Below are 19,178 nucleotides of genomic sequence, written 5' to 3' on the forward strand. Positions count from 1 at the left end.
AAAATCCTATTTCAAAAGTCTCAACATTTTATTTAAAAAGCTCTTGACACCGGTTGAAGGCGTTTCAATAACGCGATATCCCTTAATATAATTGTCAGTAAGCGTTTTGATGCTCTTGGTTGCCGTTGAATAAGGAAATGCAATTGAGAAAGGAATTTGCCTCTTCACTGCTTTAGAAACAACCGGATCATCCTCAACAAACCCTACGGTAGGAATATGAATATTCAAAAATTGTTTAGCAACTAAAGAAATTTTGTCAGCTGTTTGCTTTCCTTCTCGCTCATCTGTAACTCGATTAATAACTAATTTAAAGGAAACGTCATGGCCCATTGAGTTCACCATCTTGATAATGGCATATGCATCTGTAATAGATGTTGGCTCAGGAGTGGTAACCACAATGGCTTCTTCTGCCGCAAGTATGAATTTAAGCGTTTCTTTGGATAGGCCTGCACCCGTATCGAAAATAATAAAATCCACATAACCGTTTAATTGCATAACTTGTTCCGCAAAATAGTCTAATTCTTCTTCCGTTAATCGCAATAAGTCATTAAAACCAGAACCACCAGCGATGAACTCTAAACCATTAGACCCCTTTTGGATAATTTCCCAAATCGTCTTATCTTTCTTTAAAAGGTGATATAGACTATACGTTGAAGATACACCCATTAATACATCAATGTTTGCGAGTCCTATATCTGCATCGAAAACAAGCACTTTATAACCCAGAGACTGTAGTGATAAAGCGAAGTTTAGCGTAAAATTGGATTTACCTACACCACCTTTTCCACTGGTTACGGTAATAATCCTGGTTGTTCTTGTGCCTTTATCAACTTGTGTTTGAACCAGATTCCGCAACCCTTCTGCTTGATCCTTCATGTTCTAGGCTCCTCCAATAACAAATCAATGATTTGCCACTCGTTCATTTCCGCAATATCATCAGGCACACTTTGCCCAGTTGTCACATACGAAAGCTTAAGAGAAAACTCATGAACAACATTCAAAATGGCGCCATAGGAATCCGTTTCATCCATTTTGGTAAAGAGAACTTTGTCCAATTTGAATTTACTAAAATTATTCGTAATGGCTCGTAGATCACGATATTTGGTCGTTAAGCTTAACACGAGTATGGTTTCACTATTTCCTTGCGTTTTCAGTAAAGAATTCAACTCTGAAACATACATTTCATTACGGAAATTACGTCCAGCCGTATCCATGAAAATAATGTCGCATTGGGCTAAATTTTGAAAGGCTTTTGTCAAATCCTGCGGAGAAAATACAACTTCAAGTGGCACATTTAAAATAGTAGCATATGTTTTCAGCTGCTCAATCGCAGCAATTCGATAAGTGTCTGAAGTAATAAATCCCACTTTACGATGGTATTTCAACACTTGCTCCGCGGCTAATTTCGCTATCGTAGTCGTTTTACCAACACCCGTAGGGCCAACAAAATGAACAACGCGAGTTTGAGTAGATATATGCTTACTATGATCTATTTGTAGAATCTCGCCCAATTTCGAACGAACAAGTTGATGCGCTGCTTCTTCTGTAACAGGTTCATCTGCAAGTTGAAAATCTGCCATAACTTCATCCATAATCTGTCTCACAAGTGTTGGATTCACTTCTTGGTCATACAGTCTCTGCTCAAGCTTTTGCAACGCTTCTGGAAGCTTATCTCCGTCAGTCGCTTGCGTAAGCTTCTTCATCATTTCTTTCATTTGTTTGAGCTCATCCATCACTTGTTCATCTTTGATCGACGATCTGGCTGTTGATTGAACAGACGAGGGTGAATAAGCTTGATGCGCAGCTACAGGATTCATAAGCCTGTCCGGTTGAGGAACGGCACCTACCGCTACTGGTTCACTCTTCATAGCTACTGGTGCTAATACATCAGGTACATCTGGAAAATCCGATTGATAACTAGTTTTAATTTGAGTTACCTGACTATTCACCTTGGGTTGCGGTGGCATCTGCTGTGCTACTCGTTGGGGAGCAGGCGCAGGTTTCTCATTAGCAGCGTCAATTGCCGCAATGACTTCTATTTTCTTTTTGCCAAACATACCAAGAAAACCGCCAGTCCGAATTTCTTTCGTATTTAGAATCACCGCATCTTTACCAAGATCCGTCCGAATTTTTTGCAAAGCGTCAGGCATGGAATCAACAACATATCTTTTTACTCTCATAAATTGACTACCCCCATGCTCTGGATTTCAACGCTAGGCTCTAATTCGCTATACGAAAGTACCGGTATATCTTGCAGAGTTCGTTCTAGAAGCTGTCTAACATACATCCGAATCGTTGGTGAAGTTAAAATGACTGGTTGCTGTCCCGATTGGATTAATTTCGTAACTTGCTCTGTTACACGATGATAAATAATTTGTGATGATGAAGGATCTAACGCCAAATAGCTACCTTGATCTGATTGTTGCACGGAATCTGCAATTTTCTTCTCCACCGACGGGCCTACTGTAATTACTTTGAGTGAATCACCATGTGAAGTGAACTGCTGTGTGATTTGTCGTGAAAGTGACTGCCTCACATATTCCGTTAAAATCTCAGGATCTTTCGTGTACGTACCATAATCCGCAAGTGTTTCTAAGATAGTGACCAAATCACGAACCGATATTTTCTCACGCAGGAGTTTGGACAGAACTTTCTGAATATCTCCAATAACTAGAACGGAAGGGATTAGATCATCAACAAGCGCAGGGTACGATTCTCTTACATTTTCGATAAGTGCCTTCGTTTCCTGACGACCCAGCAGTTCGTGAATGTGTTTCTTAATAATTTCAGTTAAATGCGTAGCCACAACTGACGGTGGATCTACGACTGTATAACCAGATAGTTCTGCTCTCTCTTTGTTTACTTCATCAATCCAAATTGCGGGTAAACCGAATGCCGGTTCCGTAGTTTCAATACCTGATATCGAATCATCATCAAATCCAGGACTCATGGCTAGATAGTGATTTAAAAGTAGTTCGCCGCGTGCAACCGTATTGCCTTTAATTTTGATGATATACTCATTGGGCCTTAATTGGATATTGTCACGAATTCGAATGACAGGAACCACAACTCCGAGCTCTAATGCACATTGACGACGTATTAGAATAATCCGATCTAATAAATCCCCGCCTTGCTGTGTATCTGCAAGAGGGATTAATCCATAACCAAACTCAAACTCGATCGGATCAACTTGTAATAAGGAAATAACACTTTCTGGACTTCGTACTTCCTCGATCTGCTGTTCTTCAACCAATTGTTCTTCTTTAATCGCTTCACGTTCCAAATTCTTTTGCATTTTGAATCCCGCATACACTAGTAAGGCTGCAATCGGATATGTTGTAAACCAATGGATTGGGGTAAACGTACCTAATATAACTAATGTACCGGCAACGATGTACATCAATTTCGGTTGTGCAGTTAATTGTTTTGTAATATCATGGCCTAAGTTACCCTCAGATGATGCGCGAGTAACAATAATACCTGCAGCTGTTGAGATTAATAATGCTGGAATTTGGCTAACCAATCCATCACCGATAGTTAATATCGAGAACGTTTGCAAAGCTTCTGCAAAATCCATCCCCTTCATGGTCATCCCAATAATGAATCCGCCAATTAAGTTGATAACGAGGATAATAATCCCGGCAATCGCATCACCTTTGACAAATTTACTGGCACCATCCATGGCTCCATAGAAATCTGCCTCACGCTCAATTTTTTGTCGTCTCTCTCTTGCTTGAACCTCATTGATTAAACCAGCATTCAAATCGGCATCAATACTCATTTGCTTCCCAGGCATTGCGTCTAAGGTAAACCTTGCCGCTACCTCGGCCACGCGCTCAGAACCTTTGGTAATAACAATGAATTGCACTAAGACAAGGATGAGAAACACAACGAATCCCACGACGATATTGCCCTGCGCAACGAACGAACCAAAAGTTCTGACCACGTCGCCTGCTTCAGCATGCGCCAAAATATTACGAGTAGTTGACACGTTTAATGCCAATCGAAAGAGTGTTGTAATCAATAACAAGGAAGGGAAAATCGAGAACTGGAGTGCTTCCTGTGTATTCATAGCAACCAATATAATCATTAATGCTATGGAAATATTAATAATAAGTAAAAAGTCCAGCAAAGGGATCGGAACCGGCACAATCATCATCAACACGATGCCAATAATACCGACTAGAACTAATAAATCCTTGATTTTCATCAGATTGCACCTCCCCCTACATTAATTCGTCTTACCCTTCATCTTATATACATACGCTAGTACTTCTGCCACAGCTTGGAATAGATCGGCTGGAATGGCATCACCAATTTCCACCTGTGCAAAAATCGCTCGAGCAAGCGGCTTATTTTCCATCGTCATGACGCCATTCTGTTTGGCGACTTCCTTAATTTTTAATGCAACATAATCTGCCCCTTTTGCAATTACTGTAGGGGCCTGCATATTTTGGGCATCATATTTCAAAGCAACTGCGAAGTGAGTTGGGTTGGTAATAATAACGTCGGCCTTAGGAACTTCCTGCATCATACGTTGCATGGCCATTTGACGTTGTTTGGCACGGATCTTCCCTTTGATGAGAGGATCGCCTTCACTTTTCTTATACTCATCCTTAATATCCTGTTTGGACATTTTGAGACTTTTCTCATGTTCGTATTTCTGATAAATAAAATCAAAAATAGCTAGTACGATCAAAATAGCACCGATTTTTATTCCCAAAGTTAGCGTAACCGAAGCAATAAATGAAAATGTGCTCTCTAAAGGTGTGTGGCCTAACCCTAACAACCTTGCTTTTTGCCCCATCAAAGTGGTATAAACCGCATAACCAATAATCAACATTTTCAAAGTCGACTTTAAAAAGTCCACCACTGTTCGCATCGAAAAAATTCGTTTAAACCCACTAATTGGATTTATCTTATCAAACTTCATCATCAAGGGCTCACCGATAAACATAAAACCAACCTGTGCGTAGTTCGATATAAAAGCGATTAAAACTACCAATATAAAGATTGGAGCCAAAATGATCAAGCCTTGTACCGTTAAATCCGTGAATAACACTTGTACGTTCCCTACGGTTACATCCATGCCTAATTGATTCTCATATACATCCCGAAAGATATGAATAATCCTTCCTTTCATAAAAGAACCAAACATGAGAAAAGCCACGAATGAAAAAAGTAAAATGGAAGCCGCGGGCAAGTCCATACTTTTTGCAACTTGACCCTTTTTTCTGGCATCCTGTCTTTTCTTGGCAGTAGCAGGCTCCGTTTTTTCCCCAGCAAACCATTGTAAATCAAGCTGTAAACGAAGTTGTTGGGACACGGTACTCCTCCTACTTAGGTGTTGTCTGCGGCGAACCGCCCATAATATGTAACATTTGCTCCATATAGTCAAACATAGTTCCGAACAATTGCTGGAATTGTGAAATTAAACCTGGGAATATAATAACGAGCAGGAAAAATCCTAGAATCATTTTAAGAGGTGCGCCGATAACAAAAATATTGAATTGCGGTGCAACCCTTGTCAGAAGTCCTAGACCTAAATCAGTTAGAAACAATGCTGCTACTATGGGAGCAGCGAGTTGGAATGACAGGTAAAACATTTTGGAGAGCGATTTAAACAAGAAATCCGATATTTGCCCTTCGTAAATGCGACTAAATAGTGCGTTATCAATTGGCACCCATTTATAACTGTCAATGATCGCTCTAATCAAGTAATGATGACCGTCAAACGATAGAAACAAAAGGACAGCAATCATATATTTTAAATTACCGAGCATCGGTGTTGAAGCACCCGATAAAGGATCAATAACGCTCGCCATACTGAAACCAATTTGCATATCCATAAATGAACCAGCCGTTTGAACAACGGTGAAAAACAGATAAGCGAGAAAACCTAATATGATACCTATTAGCATCTCGCGAATAATTAACAGTACATATACACCATCAATCGGCATGGACTTCTCCATCCCCAATGTCGCGAAAATAATCAATGATATAAATACGGAGAGCCCTACTTTGAACATCATTGGAATATTTCTGGAAGAAAGAATAGGCACCACGACAAAAAATGATGTAATTCGACAAAAAATAAGCAGAAAAATAGGGATCGCTTGAATAATAGTTGGCATTTCACTCACAACCTAACCAACGAATTTGTAAAGATTGTTGAGTAGATTAAAGGTAAAATCAACTAATGTATTCATAATCCATGATCCGAAAATAAGGATGGAAAGCAATACAGCAACAATTTTCGGAACAAAGGCAAGTGTCTGCTCTTGAATCTGTGTCGTGGCTTGAAAAATACTGATGGCCAAACCAACGATTAATCCAATAAGCAGCATTGGCGCACTAGCCTTAAGAACGGTATAAACAGCCTCACCAGCAATTCGTATTACAAACTCCGATCCCATCTAGATTACCTCCGATATCTTGGTCTTTAACCGTAGCTTAAGAGTAACGATCTCACCACAAGATACCAACCATCTACAAGAATAAAAAGAAGGATTTTGAATGGAAGTGAAATCATCACGGGCGGGAGCATCATCATCCCCATCGCCATTAATGTACTAGATACCACCATATCTATAACCAAAAACGGAATAAATATCATGAATCCCATCTGGAATGCAGATTTTAATTCACTGATGGCATAGGCAGGTACTAATGAAGTGAGAGGTATATCTTCAACACCAGTCGGTGCTTTTGCTTTGGAATAGTCAAGAAACAACTTCAAATCTTTCTGGCGCGTATGTTTAAACATAAACTTCTTCATGGGCAGTGATGCCGTCTGAAAAGCTTGCGTTTGATTGATTTCACCTTTTAAGTAAGGTTGAAGTGCTGTTTGATTAACTTCCCCTAAAGTTGGAGACATAATAAAAAAGGTTAAAAACAGAGCGAGTCCGATTAAAACCTGATTAGGTGGCATTTGTTGAGTTCCTAATGACGTTCGAACAAAACCCAATACGATAACAATACGTGTAAAACTTGTCATTAAAATAAGAATTGAAGGAGCTAGACTTAATACTGTTAACAACAAAAGGAGAGTTACAGTATTCGAAGAACCCCCTGTTGCCGTGCTCGTCCCAATATTCACGTTTAATCCAGGAATCGGATTCGTAAGATCAGTTTCGGCAGCAGAAGCAGTTAATGACAGTAGGAACATGGATATCACAGTGAGCAGTAATAAGCCAATTAATTTATTTCTTTTCATTCTTCATTCAACCGATCTGTTTGTTTTTGATCAGACAACCATTCTTCTACATGCTTATTTCGATCTGTTACACGCTTTAATTTGTCATGGAATACTTGTTGAAACGAAGTCGTAATCTCTACTTCCTCTTCTATATCGTTCTTCTTTCGTGGCAGCTTGTTGATCCACTTGCTTATTGTGCCAAATCCCATTCGATCATCCTGTGAGGATTGTAAGAGATCTGTGATATAAGCCACTTCATCAGCGTCAATGATTTTATCCAATAATTGAATATTCTCACCGACGCCAACAACGAAGAGGGAACGCCCGATCTCCACAATTTGTATGGATTTGTTTTGGCCAAGGGGAACTCCACCTAAAGAACGAATCGAGTTCCCAAACATAGTGCCTTTATTTTTCTTTGCCACATATCTCATCAGCACATAAAAAAGAATAATTATAAATGCAAGTACTAAAATCACCTTAACAACCATCAAAAGTGAGTCCCCTGAGCCCAATGAATCTGGATAGTCAGTTATGGGATCAACTTTATTGGGTTCAGTTTCCGCATGTACGTTATTACTAGTGTAGAGCATGGCAATTAAACTGAGAAACGTTAAGTATGCTTTATTCGATTGAAGTCTTTTCATAAGAACAACCCTTTCGGTTTATGTAAGACTCAACCGAATCCGGACGGTTTAACCTAGAGTCTTTTTGATAGCTTCGATTACACGGTCAGCTTGGAATGGTTTAACAATGAAGTCTTTCGCCCCTGCTTGAATCGCATCAATAACCATGGCTTGTTGCCCCATCGCAGAACACATAATTACTTTCGCGTTTGGTTCAATTTTCTTGATTTCTTTCAAAGCTTGAATCCCATCCATTTCAGGCATTGTGATATCCATCGTAATGAGATCAGGTTTCAATTCTTTATATTTTTCGATAGCTTGTGCGCCATCATTCGCCTCGCCACACACTTCATACCCATTTTTAGATAAAATATCACGAATCATCATTCTCATAAAAGCTGCATCATCCACAATTAGAATACGGTTAGCCATTGAAAATATCCCCCTAAAATTAAATTATTGTAATTTTTGAATTCGTTCCCATTGATTAACAATGTCGGTAACACGAACCCCAAAATTCTCATCGATAACTACAACTTCACCTTTGGCAATCAACTTATTATTCACCAAAATGTCTACCGGCTCACCAGCAAGCTTGTCCAATTCAATGATAGACCCTTGAGACAGTTCTAAGATGTCTTTAATCACCTTATTCGTTCTGCCTAACTCTACGGTTACCTTAAGTGGTATATCGAGAAGTAAATTCAGGTTTGTATCATCTGCTTGTGAATATGAGCCTGATTGCAAGCTACCAAACTGAACAGGTTGAACATTCACATTACGATTTGGCATGCCGCCAAATGCAGCTGGAGGCTGTTGTTGATACATTGGCTGCTGCGGTGGATACATCGGTTGTTGTGGTGGATACATCGGCTGACCCATTGGAGGCTGCTGATACATCGGCTGTTCATACATCGGTTGTTGGTAAACAGGTTGCTCATACACTGGTGCTGGTTGCGATTTAGGAGCTTCTTGCACAGGTGGAGCTACTACTGGTGGTGCTTGCGCCGCCGGTGCAGCTTCCATTGCTGATTCAGTATCACCACCACCCATTAAAATCGATACCATTTCTTTGGCGAAAGGAACAGGCAATAACTGCATAATATTGGAATCAATAAGATCGCCAATCGCAAGTCGGAACGATATCTTTATAAATACGTCCTCGTCAGGCAGTTTTCCTTCTCCTTTCGACAAATTTAATATGTCGATTCCTGGTGGAGAGATATTGACAAATCGATTAAAGATGGTAGACATGGATGTAGCTGATGAACCCATCATCTGATTCATAGCTTCTTGCACCGCGCTGATGTGAATTTCACTAAGGTTTTCATCACCGCCAGTGCCGTCTCCACCCATCATAAGATCGGCGATAACTTGAGCATCTTTGGTTTGGATAACGAGTAAGTTAATACCATCGAAGCCGTCAACATAGTTCACATGTACGGCAACATGAGGTCTTGGAAATTGTTCTTCCAATTCTTCTTTACCGATGACAGACACTTTAGGTGTCGTAATATCTACTTTTTTGCCCAGTAACGTCGATAACGCTGTCGCCGCGCTGCCGAACGTAATATTACCAATTTCCCCTAATGCATCCTGCTCAAGTGGGGATAAAAAATCTTCTACTTGCGGAGGCCCATGAAATGAAGAGACAGAACTTTCTTCAGATGATTGTCTCAATAAAGCGTCGATCTCTTCCTGCGACAAATAATCTCTGTTATTCATCATATTCTTCTTCTCCTTCATTCACGATTTCTGTAATTTGTACAGCCATCTTCCCTTTTACGGTACCAGGGCTTCCGAGATATTTCAGCTTCTCGCCCACTTTGACTTGAAGCGAATCTTCGACGGATTTATGCAGAGGGATTACATCGCCTATTGTTAAACCTAAGAAATCATGGATAGAAATTTCAGACGATCCCAATTCTGCAATGAGAGGTAGCTTGGTTTTCTCCAAGCGTGATTGAAGTGCTTCCACTTCTTCAGGTGCTCTCGTTTTCTTCTGGGAAACAAACCAGTGATGTACAGAAAGCCGAGGCATGATAGGTTCAATAACAACATGAGGAATACATAAGTTGATCATACCTGTTGTGTCCCCGATTTTGGTGCTCAGCGATATTAATGCAATTGTTTCATTGGGAGAAACAATTTGCATAAACTGCGGATTCGTTTCTAGTGCCTCTAAACGAGGTTGAATATCAATAACGGACTTCCATGCTTCCTGCAAGCTATCAAATGCTCGACTGAAAATTCGCTCCATAACAATTGTTTCAATCTCAGTTAACGCATTAATTTTAGTTGGCGTCGTACCTGCTCCGCCTAGTAATCGATCTAACATAGCAAAGGCAACATTCGGATGAACCTCAAGTACCATTCGACCCTCTAAAGGCTCTGCTTCAAAGATGTTCAAAATGGTCATTTTCGGGATCGAACGAATAAATTCATCATAGGGCAATTGTTCAACCTGAACTACACTGATTTGCACGAAAGTACGCAGCTGCGCTGAGAAATAGGTTGTTAAAAATCTCGCGAAATTTTCATGAATCCGAGTTAAGCTACGAATATGATCTTTCGAGAAGCGTACAGCTCTCTTAAAATCATAAGCCCTTACCTTCTTCTGAGTATCCTCCTTCTTAAGTTCATCGGCATCCATTTCCCCAGAGGACAACGCAGCCAGCAAGGCATCGATCTCATTTTGCGATAAAACATCAACCATTCGAGTCACCTCCTTTAAGCAAAATCATTATGAGTTATTGCAGCACTTTATCAGTTATCCAAATTTGCTTAATTTTACCTTCATGCAATAATGGGTTTAGTTTGTTCATTATTGTAGAAGTTAAACTATCTGAACCTTTACTTCCTTCAATTTGCTCTTTCGTCATATCACCAAGAATCTGGACAATCGTTCCCTTAACAGCAGAATCGAGCAAACTATCGAACTCAACCTTAGCCTTTGAATTTTCCATTTCAAACGCGAAGCTTATTTTAATGAAATTCTGACTACCTGATAAGTTTGTTAAGATATCCTTAATGATTGAAGTATTCGCCTTAACGGTCTCCGCTGATGGCGCTTTCGTTGGTTTCACACTCGCAACAGCATCCTGAGCCTTCACAGCAGGATCTGTAGATTCATTATTCTTCTCCATAAAGTTCCACAACACGAACGCTGCAGTGAGAATTAGTGTGATAGCAATAAGGATGGAAACAATGAGTATAAATATTTTGTTCTTAAACACTTATGAACCCTCCGTATCCCTGGACTGTATTGTCGCTCGGACGGAACCAATTTCTTGCATGTAGGTCCGCACTAAGCTTACCACAACCTCTGCCTTTTCGAGAACTGTGATTTTCTTGCCTGTCGTCAACGTAATCATCGTATCCGGAGTTTCTTCGATAAGCTCAATTAGGATTGCATTCAAAATAAGCGGCCTGCCATTTAAACGAGTGAGAGAAATCATCGTTCTCCTCCTGAATCAGAGTAAGGGGAGCTCAGCTCCCCCTTTATCATTCAACTACTGATTAACGCTTCAGATTAACAACTTCTTGAAGCACTTCATCTGATGTTGTAATAATTCTGGAATTTGCTTGGAAACCACGCTGAGCAATAATCATCTCTGTAAATTCTCCAGTTAAGTCAACATTGGACATTTCTAGTTGCCCAGAAATGAGTGTACCTGTACCCGTTTCTGGATCACCAGCAGCGCCAATTACAATCTCACCATCTGTATTAGCGTTTGCGGTCATTTGATACAAGTTTCCACCGATTTTCTCAAGACCAGCTGGGTTAGTTACTTTCACAACGCCAATTCGTTGCCCTGTATTAATCGTTTCTCCATCCGCATTTACGCCAATAATTTCACCATTTTGAGCAATCGAGAACGATACGATATCCTCTGGAATGACAACCGGACCTGCTCCATCAGGGCCCATAACATGAAGCCCCTCAGCGTTAACAAGATTTCGTGAAGGATCCACTGTAAAGTTACCTGCTCTTGTCAAATAAGGTGCATCTACTTGCTCTAGCGTTCCAACAGCGAAGAAGCCATCGCCGTTCACACGCAGATCAGTTGGAACATTTGTTGTCATTGCGCTACCAGCTGTATGCACAGTATCAATGGCCGCCAAACTAACACCTAAACCAACTTGCTGTGCATTCACACCACCACGGTTCTCGTCTGGCGCACTTACACCTGAAACCGTCTGACTAAGAATATCTTTAAACATCACACGGCTACCTTTAAATCCGATGGTATTTACGTTAGCGATATTATTTCCAATAACGTCTAACTTCGTTTGAAAACCACGCATACCTGAAACGCCTGAGTACAAAGATCTTAACATGAAATAGGCCTCCTAAATCGGATGTAAGTATAAAAATTGAGTTGCTTCTTTCGATCCACAACTCCAGGCTTCCTAAACGGTCGAGCCCTGTAAACCTATGAAATTATCATGGCGCTATCGATCTGAGTAAACACATGATCATTCATTGCTTGGCCATCTAAAGCAGTCACTACGGTTCGATTGGGCACATTAACAATATATCCATTCCCCGCTAAGATCAGTAGTGCGTCTTTAGCACCTTTGGATGCCGCTTTATCAATGGCATTGTTCATTTTCTCAATTTGCTCCGGTTTGAGTTGTATGCCGCGTTCTTTTAATCTGACCTCAGCATGATGACTAAACCTTACAAATTGATCTTGGAAAATTTTCTGAAAAGTAGGATTTACGTTATTCCCGTTAGGTACTACTTGCTGCGTTGGTGTTCTTCTCGTTGAAGTGGGAGAAACCGCGCTAGGATAAAGTTGACCTATGGATATTCGCTCTGTCATTCTGTTTCTCCAGCGTTTTCAATTTTCTTTAACTTATCAAGGGAAACTTCCACACCATTCACAGTGGCAAATTGATTTCCATCTTTAAAAGTTATTGAATCTACTACGCCAGACATCTCAGTTGTAACACCTGATGCATCTGTTCCCGTCCATGAAATTGACTTACCAATTAATCCGGACACGAATCCTAATGATTGTCTCATTAGTTTCATTTCACTAGCCATATTCGTCAATTGCTCAACAGATGTAAATTGAGCCATTTGAGCGATAAACTCTTTGTCCTGTAAAGGCTGTGTAGGATCCTGATTCTGAAGCTGTGTAATTAATATTTTCAGGAAATCATCCTTACCCAGGGTTGTGCTGTCCTTCTCCTTGGTTTTCGCGCTAGTCCCTTTATTAATCAGGTCAGCAACATTACCAACGATTGGATTTGTAGCCATACGTTCACCTCCAACAATTCATTCTACTTCAATTTAGGCAATGACATCGAAGGAATTACCGTTTGCCTGATTGCGAAGCTGTGCGATTTGCTCCATATCTTCTTTAAACTCAATAGCATCCACTTCAAGTTCTCCCGAGCGATTTTTCGGTTGTCGTTGTGATTGATTAAAGGATTGCGGTTGCCGTTGTTCTTGGAACATATTTGAAGCCATGTTTTGACTTTGTGTAACTTCCAATTTCTCAACTTGTAAGCCCTGCGTAAGTAGTGCTTGACGTAATTGAGGCAACTGGCTTTCTAACATTTGTTTGCCGGCTAAAGTATCTGCTGCAAACTGGGCAAATAACTGTCCATCATGCATGGAAATTTTCACGTCTACATGTCCTAAATTTTTAGGAAACAAAGATAGTTTAGCCTCTGAGAATCCTTCGGACATCGTAATCTTCATGTTTTTCAATACATGTGTAGTCATCTCTTCCGTGAAGTTATCTGCAGTTAATACCGGTACTGGCGTCTTATCAGTTGTAAGCGTCACTTGCTGAGTTTTCTGTAAATCACCAATCGTAACGACGGTATTTGTTCCCGTAGTTGTCTCAATTGGCAAGTCAACGAGTGGTCGAATGGTCGATTCCGAAATATCATTTGACAGTTCAGTTACAACTAATGGAATATGCTTAATTGCAAATTTCTCTTGCTTAGGTTGTAGAGATTGCAGATTTACGGAAAGATTGTTATTAAGCGATGAGTCATTATCACGATTGTTTATGTACTTGTTGGAAGAAATTCTCCCATTCGGTGAAGTGTGTTCCTTAGCTCCTGTGAAAGGCACATTAGATTCAATTGAACTCGTGGAAACATCACTGTTAGTTATCTTCTTGGCATTTCCAACTCCTGCTAAAATCTCTGGAAGTAATGGTTGGATTGCACTAGCAAGTTCTGTATTCAAAAAGTTTAGAATCGGATTGTCTGGCTGCTGCTTGGATAAAGTGGACAGTATTAACAAAGTATTCTGTGCTTTCAGACTCATTGAATTAGTTGTTGACTGTTGCCACATGGCAAGATTTCCTGCCGCGAGTGGGTTTGGTGTATTACTAAGTGCAGCTAACAAATCTTCTGCATTATCAAACCACTTTTTCACTTTAGGATCTTGCAATAATTTGTCAGCAAGTTCAGGATTACTATTCATTGCTTCTAGAAGCAATTCAGGCAAAGTACCATCGGACGAAGTCATTTTTGATTCTAGAGCTACATCCGTTTGAATCGGCATTACCAAGCTTTGAAGCATTTGCAACATCATACTCATTGAAAGCTCAGTTTCTGATGGTTGCCCTTCAGCCATTGCTGCATTTTCTTGTGCAGTTTGGTCTGAAAGAAGTGCTGAAAAGCTATCTGTCGTTCCATTCCCTTTAGAAGCTGCTTTACTGCCTGCAGCAGTTGTGGTTGCTGTTCCTGATTGCGCAACCGGTGCTGAAGTCATCTGTACGTCCATTGTATTCACCTCCCTTCGTAATTACTTGCTAGTTACGGAGCAAGCTTTGCAGCAATCGATGCTGCAATTTCCTTGTTAGCATCTGAGAGGGCAGACATAACCTTAGAACGTGATGAATTATCCATTCCACTTAAAATGGATACAACTTTTGCTGGATTTGATTTATTCATCTCTAGCAGAACATTCGAAGCGCTTTTTGGTGTCATATTGGCAAAAGTTTGTCCAAGATCCGAAGTACTCACCGTGCTAGTCGCTGACTTGGCATCCTTCGTGTTATTCGTGGCTAGTCTTTCTTGTAAAGCAGCAATTTGTTTGTCACGAACTGGCACAATATCTTTCAAGCCGATGGAAGCAGCGGCTGCTTTTGCAGCATCCATTTTTTCAAGAATCGCTCCTCTGTTATCTGCTTTCATCATAGAGAACACCAGTACCATCTCACTAGGCGTTAATGCCTCAATGATAGGTGCAACTTTACTTGGAGTCATCTTGGCGTACATATTGGCAAGCTGTGTGATTTGATTCGTATATTCTTCTTCCGATTGCGTTTTATCTTTTAACTTCTCTTCAAGTTCGGCAACCTTCGCAACTGAAGCTTTTAGCGAAACGTCTTTATTCTCAGTCGTCGAATCCGCTTTTTGCAATGCTGCTGTTAATTCATTAACACGAGCATTTAGCTTTGCTATCTCATCTTCCTTAAGCTTTACGCTTTGCTCAGATGATACAGCTTTACCTTCAGCCGTCACTGGTGCAGCTTCTTTTGGTGCAGGAACTATTAACCCAACGACAGGCGTGTTGTGCAATGCTTTTTGAATACTACTTTTGATATCATAATCAAAAATTGAAAGCAGCACGAAGAGTAAAACCGCCGTAAACACAAAGGGGATGACAAACCAAATCAAAAATCGCTCCAGTGCACTATAAGATGCACCCTCTACGCTTGTATCGGCCATCTCTTCGTCCCTCCTTTTCTAGCTTAATACGATAACCGCCTGAAGCGATTCGTAGCCATTTCATCAAGAGCATCCTGCTCTTTTTTTGCAATCATGACTTGGAATTGGTTATGTGCTTTTTCTCTGGCTTTGGTCCATACTTTTTCATCTATCATTTTCACTGACAAATGTTCTTGCTTCTCCGTTACGATATGTTTTGCTTGTTTAACATCTTGATGCTTACGAGCAATTTGTTTATCCACATGATTCATATAACCCTGCATGAGAAGCATGTTCGATATTGACACTGAATGGCTAGTTGCTTGAATCATTTCATTGTGTAAGCTTTCCTTCTCCTCGAATAATCCATTTAAGCTCGTTTCTTCATTCCTTAATTGCCCCATTGCCTCAGATAAAATCCATTCTGCTTGAGTTCGTTCATTATTTTTCAAATCGACAATTTGCTGGAAAGAGTAGCGAAAACTCATCTAGGACCCTCATCCCTTATAAAATTCTTGGATTAATCGTTCTTGCGCTTCTTCGTATGTTAGTTTTTCACTTGTTCGTTGTTTCGTGAAATTCCAAATGGCTTCGATGTTTTCCATCGCTATATCAATATTTGGATTAGAACCTTTCTGATACGCCCCTATATTGATAAGATCTTCCGAATCTTTATAAATAGAGAGAAGACGCTTAAGTTGGTCGGCAGCTTCCATATGTTCTGATGGTACAATTTCTTTCATAACCCGGCTTACACTTGATAAGACATCGATCGCAGGATAATGCCCTTTATTCGCAATACTTCGATTCAAAACGATATGACCATCCAAAATCCCTCTGACCGCATCTGCGATTGGCTCGTTCATATCATCACCGTCGACAAGTACCGTGTAAAATGCCGTAATGGAGCCCTTCGCACCTGTACCTGAGCGCTCTAGAAGCCTAGGCAACATAGCGAATACGGATGGTGTGTATCCTCGTGTAGCTGGAGGTTCACCAACGGCTAGTCCCACCTCACGTTGTGCCATCGCAAATCGTGTTACGGAATCCATCATCATCATGACATTTAAACCGCGATCTCTAAAATACTCAGCAATACTTGTCGCAATCATAGCGCCTTTAATACGAATTAATGCGGGTTGGTCAGATGTTGCCACAATGACAACCGATCTCGCCAAACCTTCAGGACCTAAATCACGCTCAATGAAATCCAACACTTCCCTGCCACGCTCTCCAATGAGTGCAATAACATTGACATCGGCTGAAGTATTGCGGGCTATCATACCCATTAAAGTACTTTTCCCAACACCAGACCCGGCAAAAATACCAACACGCTGCCCTTTACCAATTGTTAATAATCCATCAATACAACGAACACCAACAGAAATTGGATTGAGTACACGCGGACGTGTTAGCGGATTACTTGGTAAATTATTAGTCGAATACTGCGCCATCCTTGACGGTAAATAGGAACCATCTAATGGTTGACCTAGGCCGTCTAAAACTTTTCCTAATAACTCATGTCCAACCTGGACTGTTAATGGTTTACCTGTACCAACAACATCGCAACCTGGCCCAATCGCATCGAGATCACCAAGAGGCATTAGAATCACTTTGTTGCTTCGAAAACCAACCACTTCCGCTTTTAAAGGCTTATTCGATTTATGCGGATAGATATAACATAGATCACCTATACTTACATCAGGACCTTCAGATTCAACTGTAAGTCCAATAACTTGCGTCACTTTGCCGTTTACCCTAATTGGATCAATCGTCTGTAAGACTTCTTTGTATTTATCCACCTTCGGGATCGATGTCTGTGCCATTATGATTCCTCACTTTGTAAGGCCAGTTGCTGGAGCACGGACTTAATCTCTTTCAGCTGAGTATCGATTCTTGCGTCTATGCTTCCGTATGATGAACGAATTACGCAACCTTGATCTTGCACAGAAGAATCCGGAATAATTTCGAGTTCGGCTTGTGAATCAATCGACGTAATCAATTCTTCTCTGGCATCCTGAATAAACGCGAACTGTGAAGGCGCTACACATAAAGTAATAATTCCCTTTTCACGACGGCGAGAGAGTATTTTCTGAATGAACTCAATTACCCAACCAGGCTCGAGAGAAAGTTGACGAACAATAATTTTTTCTGCGATAGATGTGCTTAAATCAATTAGAAAAGGTTCCGATTCTTGGATAATTTGTTGTTTCAGCTTATAGGATGATTCAAGTATAGATCTAGCTTCAGCCAACATATCATCATATTCTTTTCGCAAAGCACTCTCCGCTTGAGCAACACCTTCACGATAACCTTCATCAAATCCTACTTGCTTTGATGCGTTCGCTATCTCCACATCTTCAGCTCGCTTACTTTCCCACCAACTCGCAATGTCGGATTCTGTTTCTTGGCGAATTAATGCACATTCTCGCTTTGCCTCTTCAATCTGTTCACTGGCAAATGCTTCTGCATCATCTAGAATTTGTTTCTTTAATGAGGTTGCATCATTAATCTCAAGTTGCATTTCCTCAGTAAAACCTTCATCGGCAGGTGGCGAGTCCGAATTAACTGTAGTAAAAGCTGCAAGCGATTCAACAATCTTTTTTTCTTCAAGCGGATAATACGCGAATGATTTAATGACATTAGACAATAATATCATCTCCTCCACCACGTGCGATGATGATTTCACCCGATTCTTCTAAACGACGAATCGTAGCAACAATACGGGTTTGTGCTTCTTCGACATCACGCAATCGAACAGGTCCCATAAATTCCATTTCTTCTTTGAAAGTATCCGCCATACGCTTGGACATGTTTTTGAATAACACATCGCGCACCTCTTCACTTGCAACTTTAAGAGATAGCTGCAAATCCGCATTTTCAATGTCGCGGATAATTCGTTGAATGGAACGATTGTCGATATTGACGATATCCTCGAATACGAACATCCGTTTCTTGATTTCTTCAGCAAGTTCTGGATCTTGTATTTCTAATGAGTCGAGAATCGTACGTTCCGTTCCTCGGTCTACACCATTCAAGATTTGAACGATAGAAGCAATACCACCAGCATTTGTGTAATCCTGCGTAACAGTCGATGAAAGCTTCTGTTCTAATACGCGTTCAACTTGTGAAATAACTTCCGGTGACGTACTGTCCATGAGTGCAATCCGCTTAGCAACATCAGCCTGCTTCTCTTGTTGGAGTGACGACAAGATAATAGATGCTTGCTCAGGTTGCAGATAGGATAAAACGAGTGCAATCGTCTGCGAATTCTCATTTTGAATGAAATTAAGAATTTGTGCTGGATCTGCTTTTCGTGCAAAATCAAAAGGCCTTACTTGAAGTGTAGCTGTCAAGCGATTGATGATATCAAACGCTTTTTGAGAACCTAGTGCCTTTTCCAAAATATCCTTGGCATAGGCAATACCACCTTGAGAAATAAATTCTTGTGCCAAACAAATTTGGTGAAACTCGGCTAGAATTGAGTCCTTTTCCAACGTGTCTACTTTACGCACATTCGCTATCTCGAGCGTTAATTGTTCAATTTCTTCTTCACGTAAATGTTTGAAAATTTGTGCAGAAACCTCAGGGCCTAAACTGATCAAAAGAATAGCTGCCTTTTGTCGTCCGGTCAACCCTTGCAAAGCGGCTCTGGCCATACAAGT

Annotated in this window: 22 protein-coding genes; all 22 read right to left on the reverse strand. The window is 40.6% G+C overall.

What is annotated here, in order from left to right:
- Positions 1 to 6: 6 nt before the first annotated feature.
- Complete coding sequence (locus HQN88_RS00705; RefSeq protein WP_173108377.1) at positions 7 to 876, reverse strand: MinD/ParA family protein; 870 nt, start codon at positions 874 to 876, stop codon at positions 7 to 9.
- Positions 873 to 2,180: a flagellar biosynthesis GTPase FlhF gene (gene flhF, locus HQN88_RS00710; RefSeq protein ID WP_173108378.1), complete on the reverse strand. Its 1,308-nt coding sequence runs from the start codon at positions 2,178 to 2,180 to the stop codon at positions 873 to 875. Before flhF ends, HQN88_RS00705 begins: the two co-directional genes overlap by 4 nt.
- A complete protein-coding gene (flhA, locus tag HQN88_RS00715; protein WP_173108379.1) occupies positions 2,177 to 4,210 on the reverse strand; it encodes a flagellar biosynthesis protein FlhA in 2,034 nt (677 codons plus the stop codon). Before flhA ends, flhF begins: the two co-directional genes overlap by 4 nt.
- A gap of 21 nt (positions 4,211 to 4,231) precedes the next feature.
- Positions 4,232 to 5,326: a flagellar biosynthesis protein FlhB gene (gene flhB, locus HQN88_RS00720; RefSeq protein WP_173108380.1), complete on the reverse strand. Its 1,095-nt coding sequence runs from the start codon at positions 5,324 to 5,326 to the stop codon at positions 4,232 to 4,234.
- A gap of 10 nt (positions 5,327 to 5,336) precedes the next feature.
- Entirely contained in the window at positions 5,337 to 6,137 is an 801-nt protein-coding gene (gene fliR, locus HQN88_RS00725; RefSeq protein WP_173108381.1) for a flagellar biosynthetic protein FliR, read from the reverse strand.
- A 12-nt stretch (positions 6,138 to 6,149) separates the two neighbouring features.
- Entirely contained in the window at positions 6,150 to 6,419 is a 270-nt protein-coding gene (gene fliQ / locus HQN88_RS00730) for a flagellar biosynthesis protein FliQ (protein WP_028558285.1), read from the reverse strand.
- 26 nt (positions 6,420 to 6,445) lie between these two features.
- Positions 6,446 to 7,219 (reverse strand): flagellar type III secretion system pore protein FliP, encoded by a 774-nt coding sequence (gene fliP / locus HQN88_RS00735; protein ID WP_173108382.1) that lies wholly within the window; start codon positions 7,217 to 7,219, stop codon positions 6,446 to 6,448.
- Positions 7,216 to 7,848: a flagellar biosynthetic protein FliO gene (locus HQN88_RS00740; RefSeq protein WP_173108383.1), complete on the reverse strand. Its 633-nt coding sequence runs from the start codon at positions 7,846 to 7,848 to the stop codon at positions 7,216 to 7,218. Before HQN88_RS00740 ends, fliP begins: the two co-directional genes overlap by 4 nt.
- A 48-nt stretch (positions 7,849 to 7,896) precedes the next feature.
- Complete coding sequence (locus tag HQN88_RS00745) at positions 7,897 to 8,259, reverse strand: response regulator (RefSeq protein ID WP_028558282.1); 363 nt, start codon at positions 8,257 to 8,259, stop codon at positions 7,897 to 7,899.
- Positions 8,260 to 8,283: 24 nt separating this feature from the next.
- Entirely contained in the window at positions 8,284 to 9,552 is a 1,269-nt protein-coding gene (fliY, locus tag HQN88_RS00750) for a flagellar motor switch phosphatase FliY (RefSeq protein ID WP_173108850.1), read from the reverse strand.
- Positions 9,545 to 10,543 (reverse strand): flagellar motor switch protein FliM, encoded by a 999-nt coding sequence (fliM, locus tag HQN88_RS00755; RefSeq protein WP_173108384.1) that lies wholly within the window; start codon positions 10,541 to 10,543, stop codon positions 9,545 to 9,547. The genes fliY and fliM overlap by 8 nt, the downstream gene beginning before the upstream one ends.
- Before the next feature lie 34 nt (positions 10,544 to 10,577).
- Positions 10,578 to 11,063 carry a flagellar basal body-associated FliL family protein gene (locus tag HQN88_RS00760; RefSeq protein ID WP_068662570.1) on the reverse strand — a complete coding sequence of 162 codons (486 nt, stop codon included), beginning with the start codon at positions 11,061 to 11,063 and terminating at the stop codon, positions 10,578 to 10,580.
- Positions 11,064 to 11,285, reverse strand: coding sequence for a flagellar FlbD family protein (locus HQN88_RS00765; protein ID WP_056624951.1), 222 nt, complete (start codon positions 11,283 to 11,285; stop codon positions 11,064 to 11,066).
- A gap of 61 nt (positions 11,286 to 11,346) precedes the next feature.
- On the reverse strand, positions 11,347 to 12,168 hold the full coding sequence (gene flgG, locus HQN88_RS00770; RefSeq protein ID WP_173108385.1) for a flagellar basal body rod protein FlgG: 822 nt from the start codon (positions 12,166 to 12,168) through the stop codon (positions 11,347 to 11,349).
- 95 nt (positions 12,169 to 12,263) lie between these two features.
- On the reverse strand, positions 12,264 to 12,656 hold the full coding sequence (locus tag HQN88_RS00775; protein WP_173108386.1) for a TIGR02530 family flagellar biosynthesis protein: 393 nt from the start codon (positions 12,654 to 12,656) through the stop codon (positions 12,264 to 12,266).
- Positions 12,653 to 13,096: a flagellar hook capping FlgD N-terminal domain-containing protein gene (locus tag HQN88_RS00780; protein ID WP_173108387.1), complete on the reverse strand. Its 444-nt coding sequence runs from the start codon at positions 13,094 to 13,096 to the stop codon at positions 12,653 to 12,655. The genes HQN88_RS00775 and HQN88_RS00780 overlap by 4 nt, the downstream gene beginning before the upstream one ends.
- A 33-nt stretch (positions 13,097 to 13,129) precedes the next feature.
- Positions 13,130 to 14,584 carry a flagellar hook-length control protein FliK gene (locus HQN88_RS00785; RefSeq protein WP_173108388.1) on the reverse strand — a complete coding sequence of 485 codons (1,455 nt, stop codon included), beginning with the start codon at positions 14,582 to 14,584 and terminating at the stop codon, positions 13,130 to 13,132.
- A gap of 32 nt (positions 14,585 to 14,616) precedes the next feature.
- Entirely contained in the window at positions 14,617 to 15,534 is a 918-nt protein-coding gene (locus tag HQN88_RS00790) for a MotE family protein (protein ID WP_173108389.1), read from the reverse strand.
- A 23-nt stretch (positions 15,535 to 15,557) separates the two neighbouring features.
- Positions 15,558 to 16,001 carry a flagellar export protein FliJ gene (fliJ, locus tag HQN88_RS00795; RefSeq protein WP_173108390.1) on the reverse strand — a complete coding sequence of 148 codons (444 nt, stop codon included), beginning with the start codon at positions 15,999 to 16,001 and terminating at the stop codon, positions 15,558 to 15,560.
- Between the two features lie 9 nt (positions 16,002 to 16,010).
- Positions 16,011 to 17,339, reverse strand: a complete 1,329-nt coding sequence (fliI, locus tag HQN88_RS00800) for a flagellar protein export ATPase FliI (RefSeq protein WP_173108391.1) — start codon at positions 17,337 to 17,339, stop codon at positions 16,011 to 16,013.
- Positions 17,339 to 18,163 (reverse strand): FliH/SctL family protein, encoded by an 825-nt coding sequence (locus tag HQN88_RS00805; RefSeq protein WP_173108392.1) that lies wholly within the window; start codon positions 18,161 to 18,163, stop codon positions 17,339 to 17,341. The genes fliI and HQN88_RS00805 overlap by 1 nt, the downstream gene beginning before the upstream one ends.
- Positions 18,156 to 19,172, reverse strand: a complete 1,017-nt coding sequence (gene fliG / locus HQN88_RS00810; RefSeq protein ID WP_173108393.1) for a flagellar motor switch protein FliG — start codon at positions 19,170 to 19,172, stop codon at positions 18,156 to 18,158. Before fliG ends, HQN88_RS00805 begins: the two co-directional genes overlap by 8 nt.
- Positions 19,173 to 19,178: the final 6 nt, after the last annotated feature.

It is taken from the genome of Paenibacillus qinlingensis (assembly GCF_013204845.1).
Lineage (GTDB): Bacteria > Bacillota > Bacilli > Paenibacillales > NBRC-103111 > Paenibacillus_E > Paenibacillus_E qinlingensis.

Excerpts from the sequence above, each read along its gene's own strand:
- fliP (WP_173108382.1), bottom strand. The coding sequence starts at position 7,219 with ATGAAAAGAAATAAATTAATTGGCTTATTACTGCTCACTGTGATATCC.
- fliG (WP_173108393.1), bottom strand. The coding sequence starts at position 19,172 with ATGGCCAGAGCCGCTTTGCAAGGGTTGACCGGACGACAAAAGGCAGCT.
- flhA (WP_173108379.1), bottom strand. The coding sequence starts at position 4,210 with ATGAAAATCAAGGATTTATTAGTTCTAGTCGGTATTATTGGCATCGTG.
- HQN88_RS00705 (WP_173108377.1), bottom strand. The coding sequence starts at position 876 with ATGAAGGATCAAGCAGAAGGGTTGCGGAATCTGGTTCAAACACAAGTT.
- fliY (WP_173108850.1), bottom strand. The coding sequence starts at position 9,552 with ATGAATAACAGAGATTATTTGTCGCAGGAAGAGATCGACGCTTTATTG.
- fliM (WP_173108384.1), bottom strand. The coding sequence starts at position 10,543 with ATGGTTGATGTTTTATCGCAAAATGAGATCGATGCCTTGCTGGCTGCG.
- flhF (WP_173108378.1), bottom strand. The coding sequence starts at position 2,180 with ATGAGAGTAAAAAGATATGTTGTTGATTCCATGCCTGACGCTTTGCAA.
- HQN88_RS00765 (WP_056624951.1), bottom strand. The coding sequence starts at position 11,285 with ATGATTTCTCTCACTCGTTTAAATGGCAGGCCGCTTATTTTGAATGCA.
- fliI (WP_173108391.1), bottom strand. The coding sequence starts at position 17,339 with ATGGCACAGACATCGATCCCGAAGGTGGATAAATACAAAGAAGTCTTA.
- fliR (WP_173108381.1), bottom strand. The coding sequence starts at position 6,137 with ATGCCAACTATTATTCAAGCGATCCCTATTTTTCTGCTTATTTTTTGT.
- HQN88_RS00790 (WP_173108389.1), bottom strand. The coding sequence starts at position 15,534 with ATGGCCGATACAAGCGTAGAGGGTGCATCTTATAGTGCACTGGAGCGA.
- HQN88_RS00745 (WP_028558282.1), bottom strand. The coding sequence starts at position 8,259 with ATGGCTAACCGTATTCTAATTGTGGATGATGCAGCTTTTATGAGAATG.
- HQN88_RS00775 (WP_173108386.1), bottom strand. The coding sequence starts at position 12,656 with ATGACAGAGCGAATATCCATAGGTCAACTTTATCCTAGCGCGGTTTCT.
- HQN88_RS00780 (WP_173108387.1), bottom strand. The coding sequence starts at position 13,096 with ATGGCTACAAATCCAATCGTTGGTAATGTTGCTGACCTGATTAATAAA.
- fliQ (WP_028558285.1), bottom strand. The coding sequence starts at position 6,419 with ATGGGATCGGAGTTTGTAATACGAATTGCTGGTGAGGCTGTTTATACC.
- flgG (WP_173108385.1), bottom strand. The coding sequence starts at position 12,168 with ATGTTAAGATCTTTGTACTCAGGCGTTTCAGGTATGCGTGGTTTTCAA.
- fliJ (WP_173108390.1), bottom strand. The coding sequence starts at position 16,001 with ATGAGTTTTCGCTACTCTTTCCAGCAAATTGTCGATTTGAAAAATAAT.
- HQN88_RS00740 (WP_173108383.1), bottom strand. The coding sequence starts at position 7,848 with ATGAAAAGACTTCAATCGAATAAAGCATACTTAACGTTTCTCAGTTTA.
- HQN88_RS00785 (WP_173108388.1), bottom strand. The coding sequence starts at position 14,584 with ATGGACGTACAGATGACTTCAGCACCGGTTGCGCAATCAGGAACAGCA.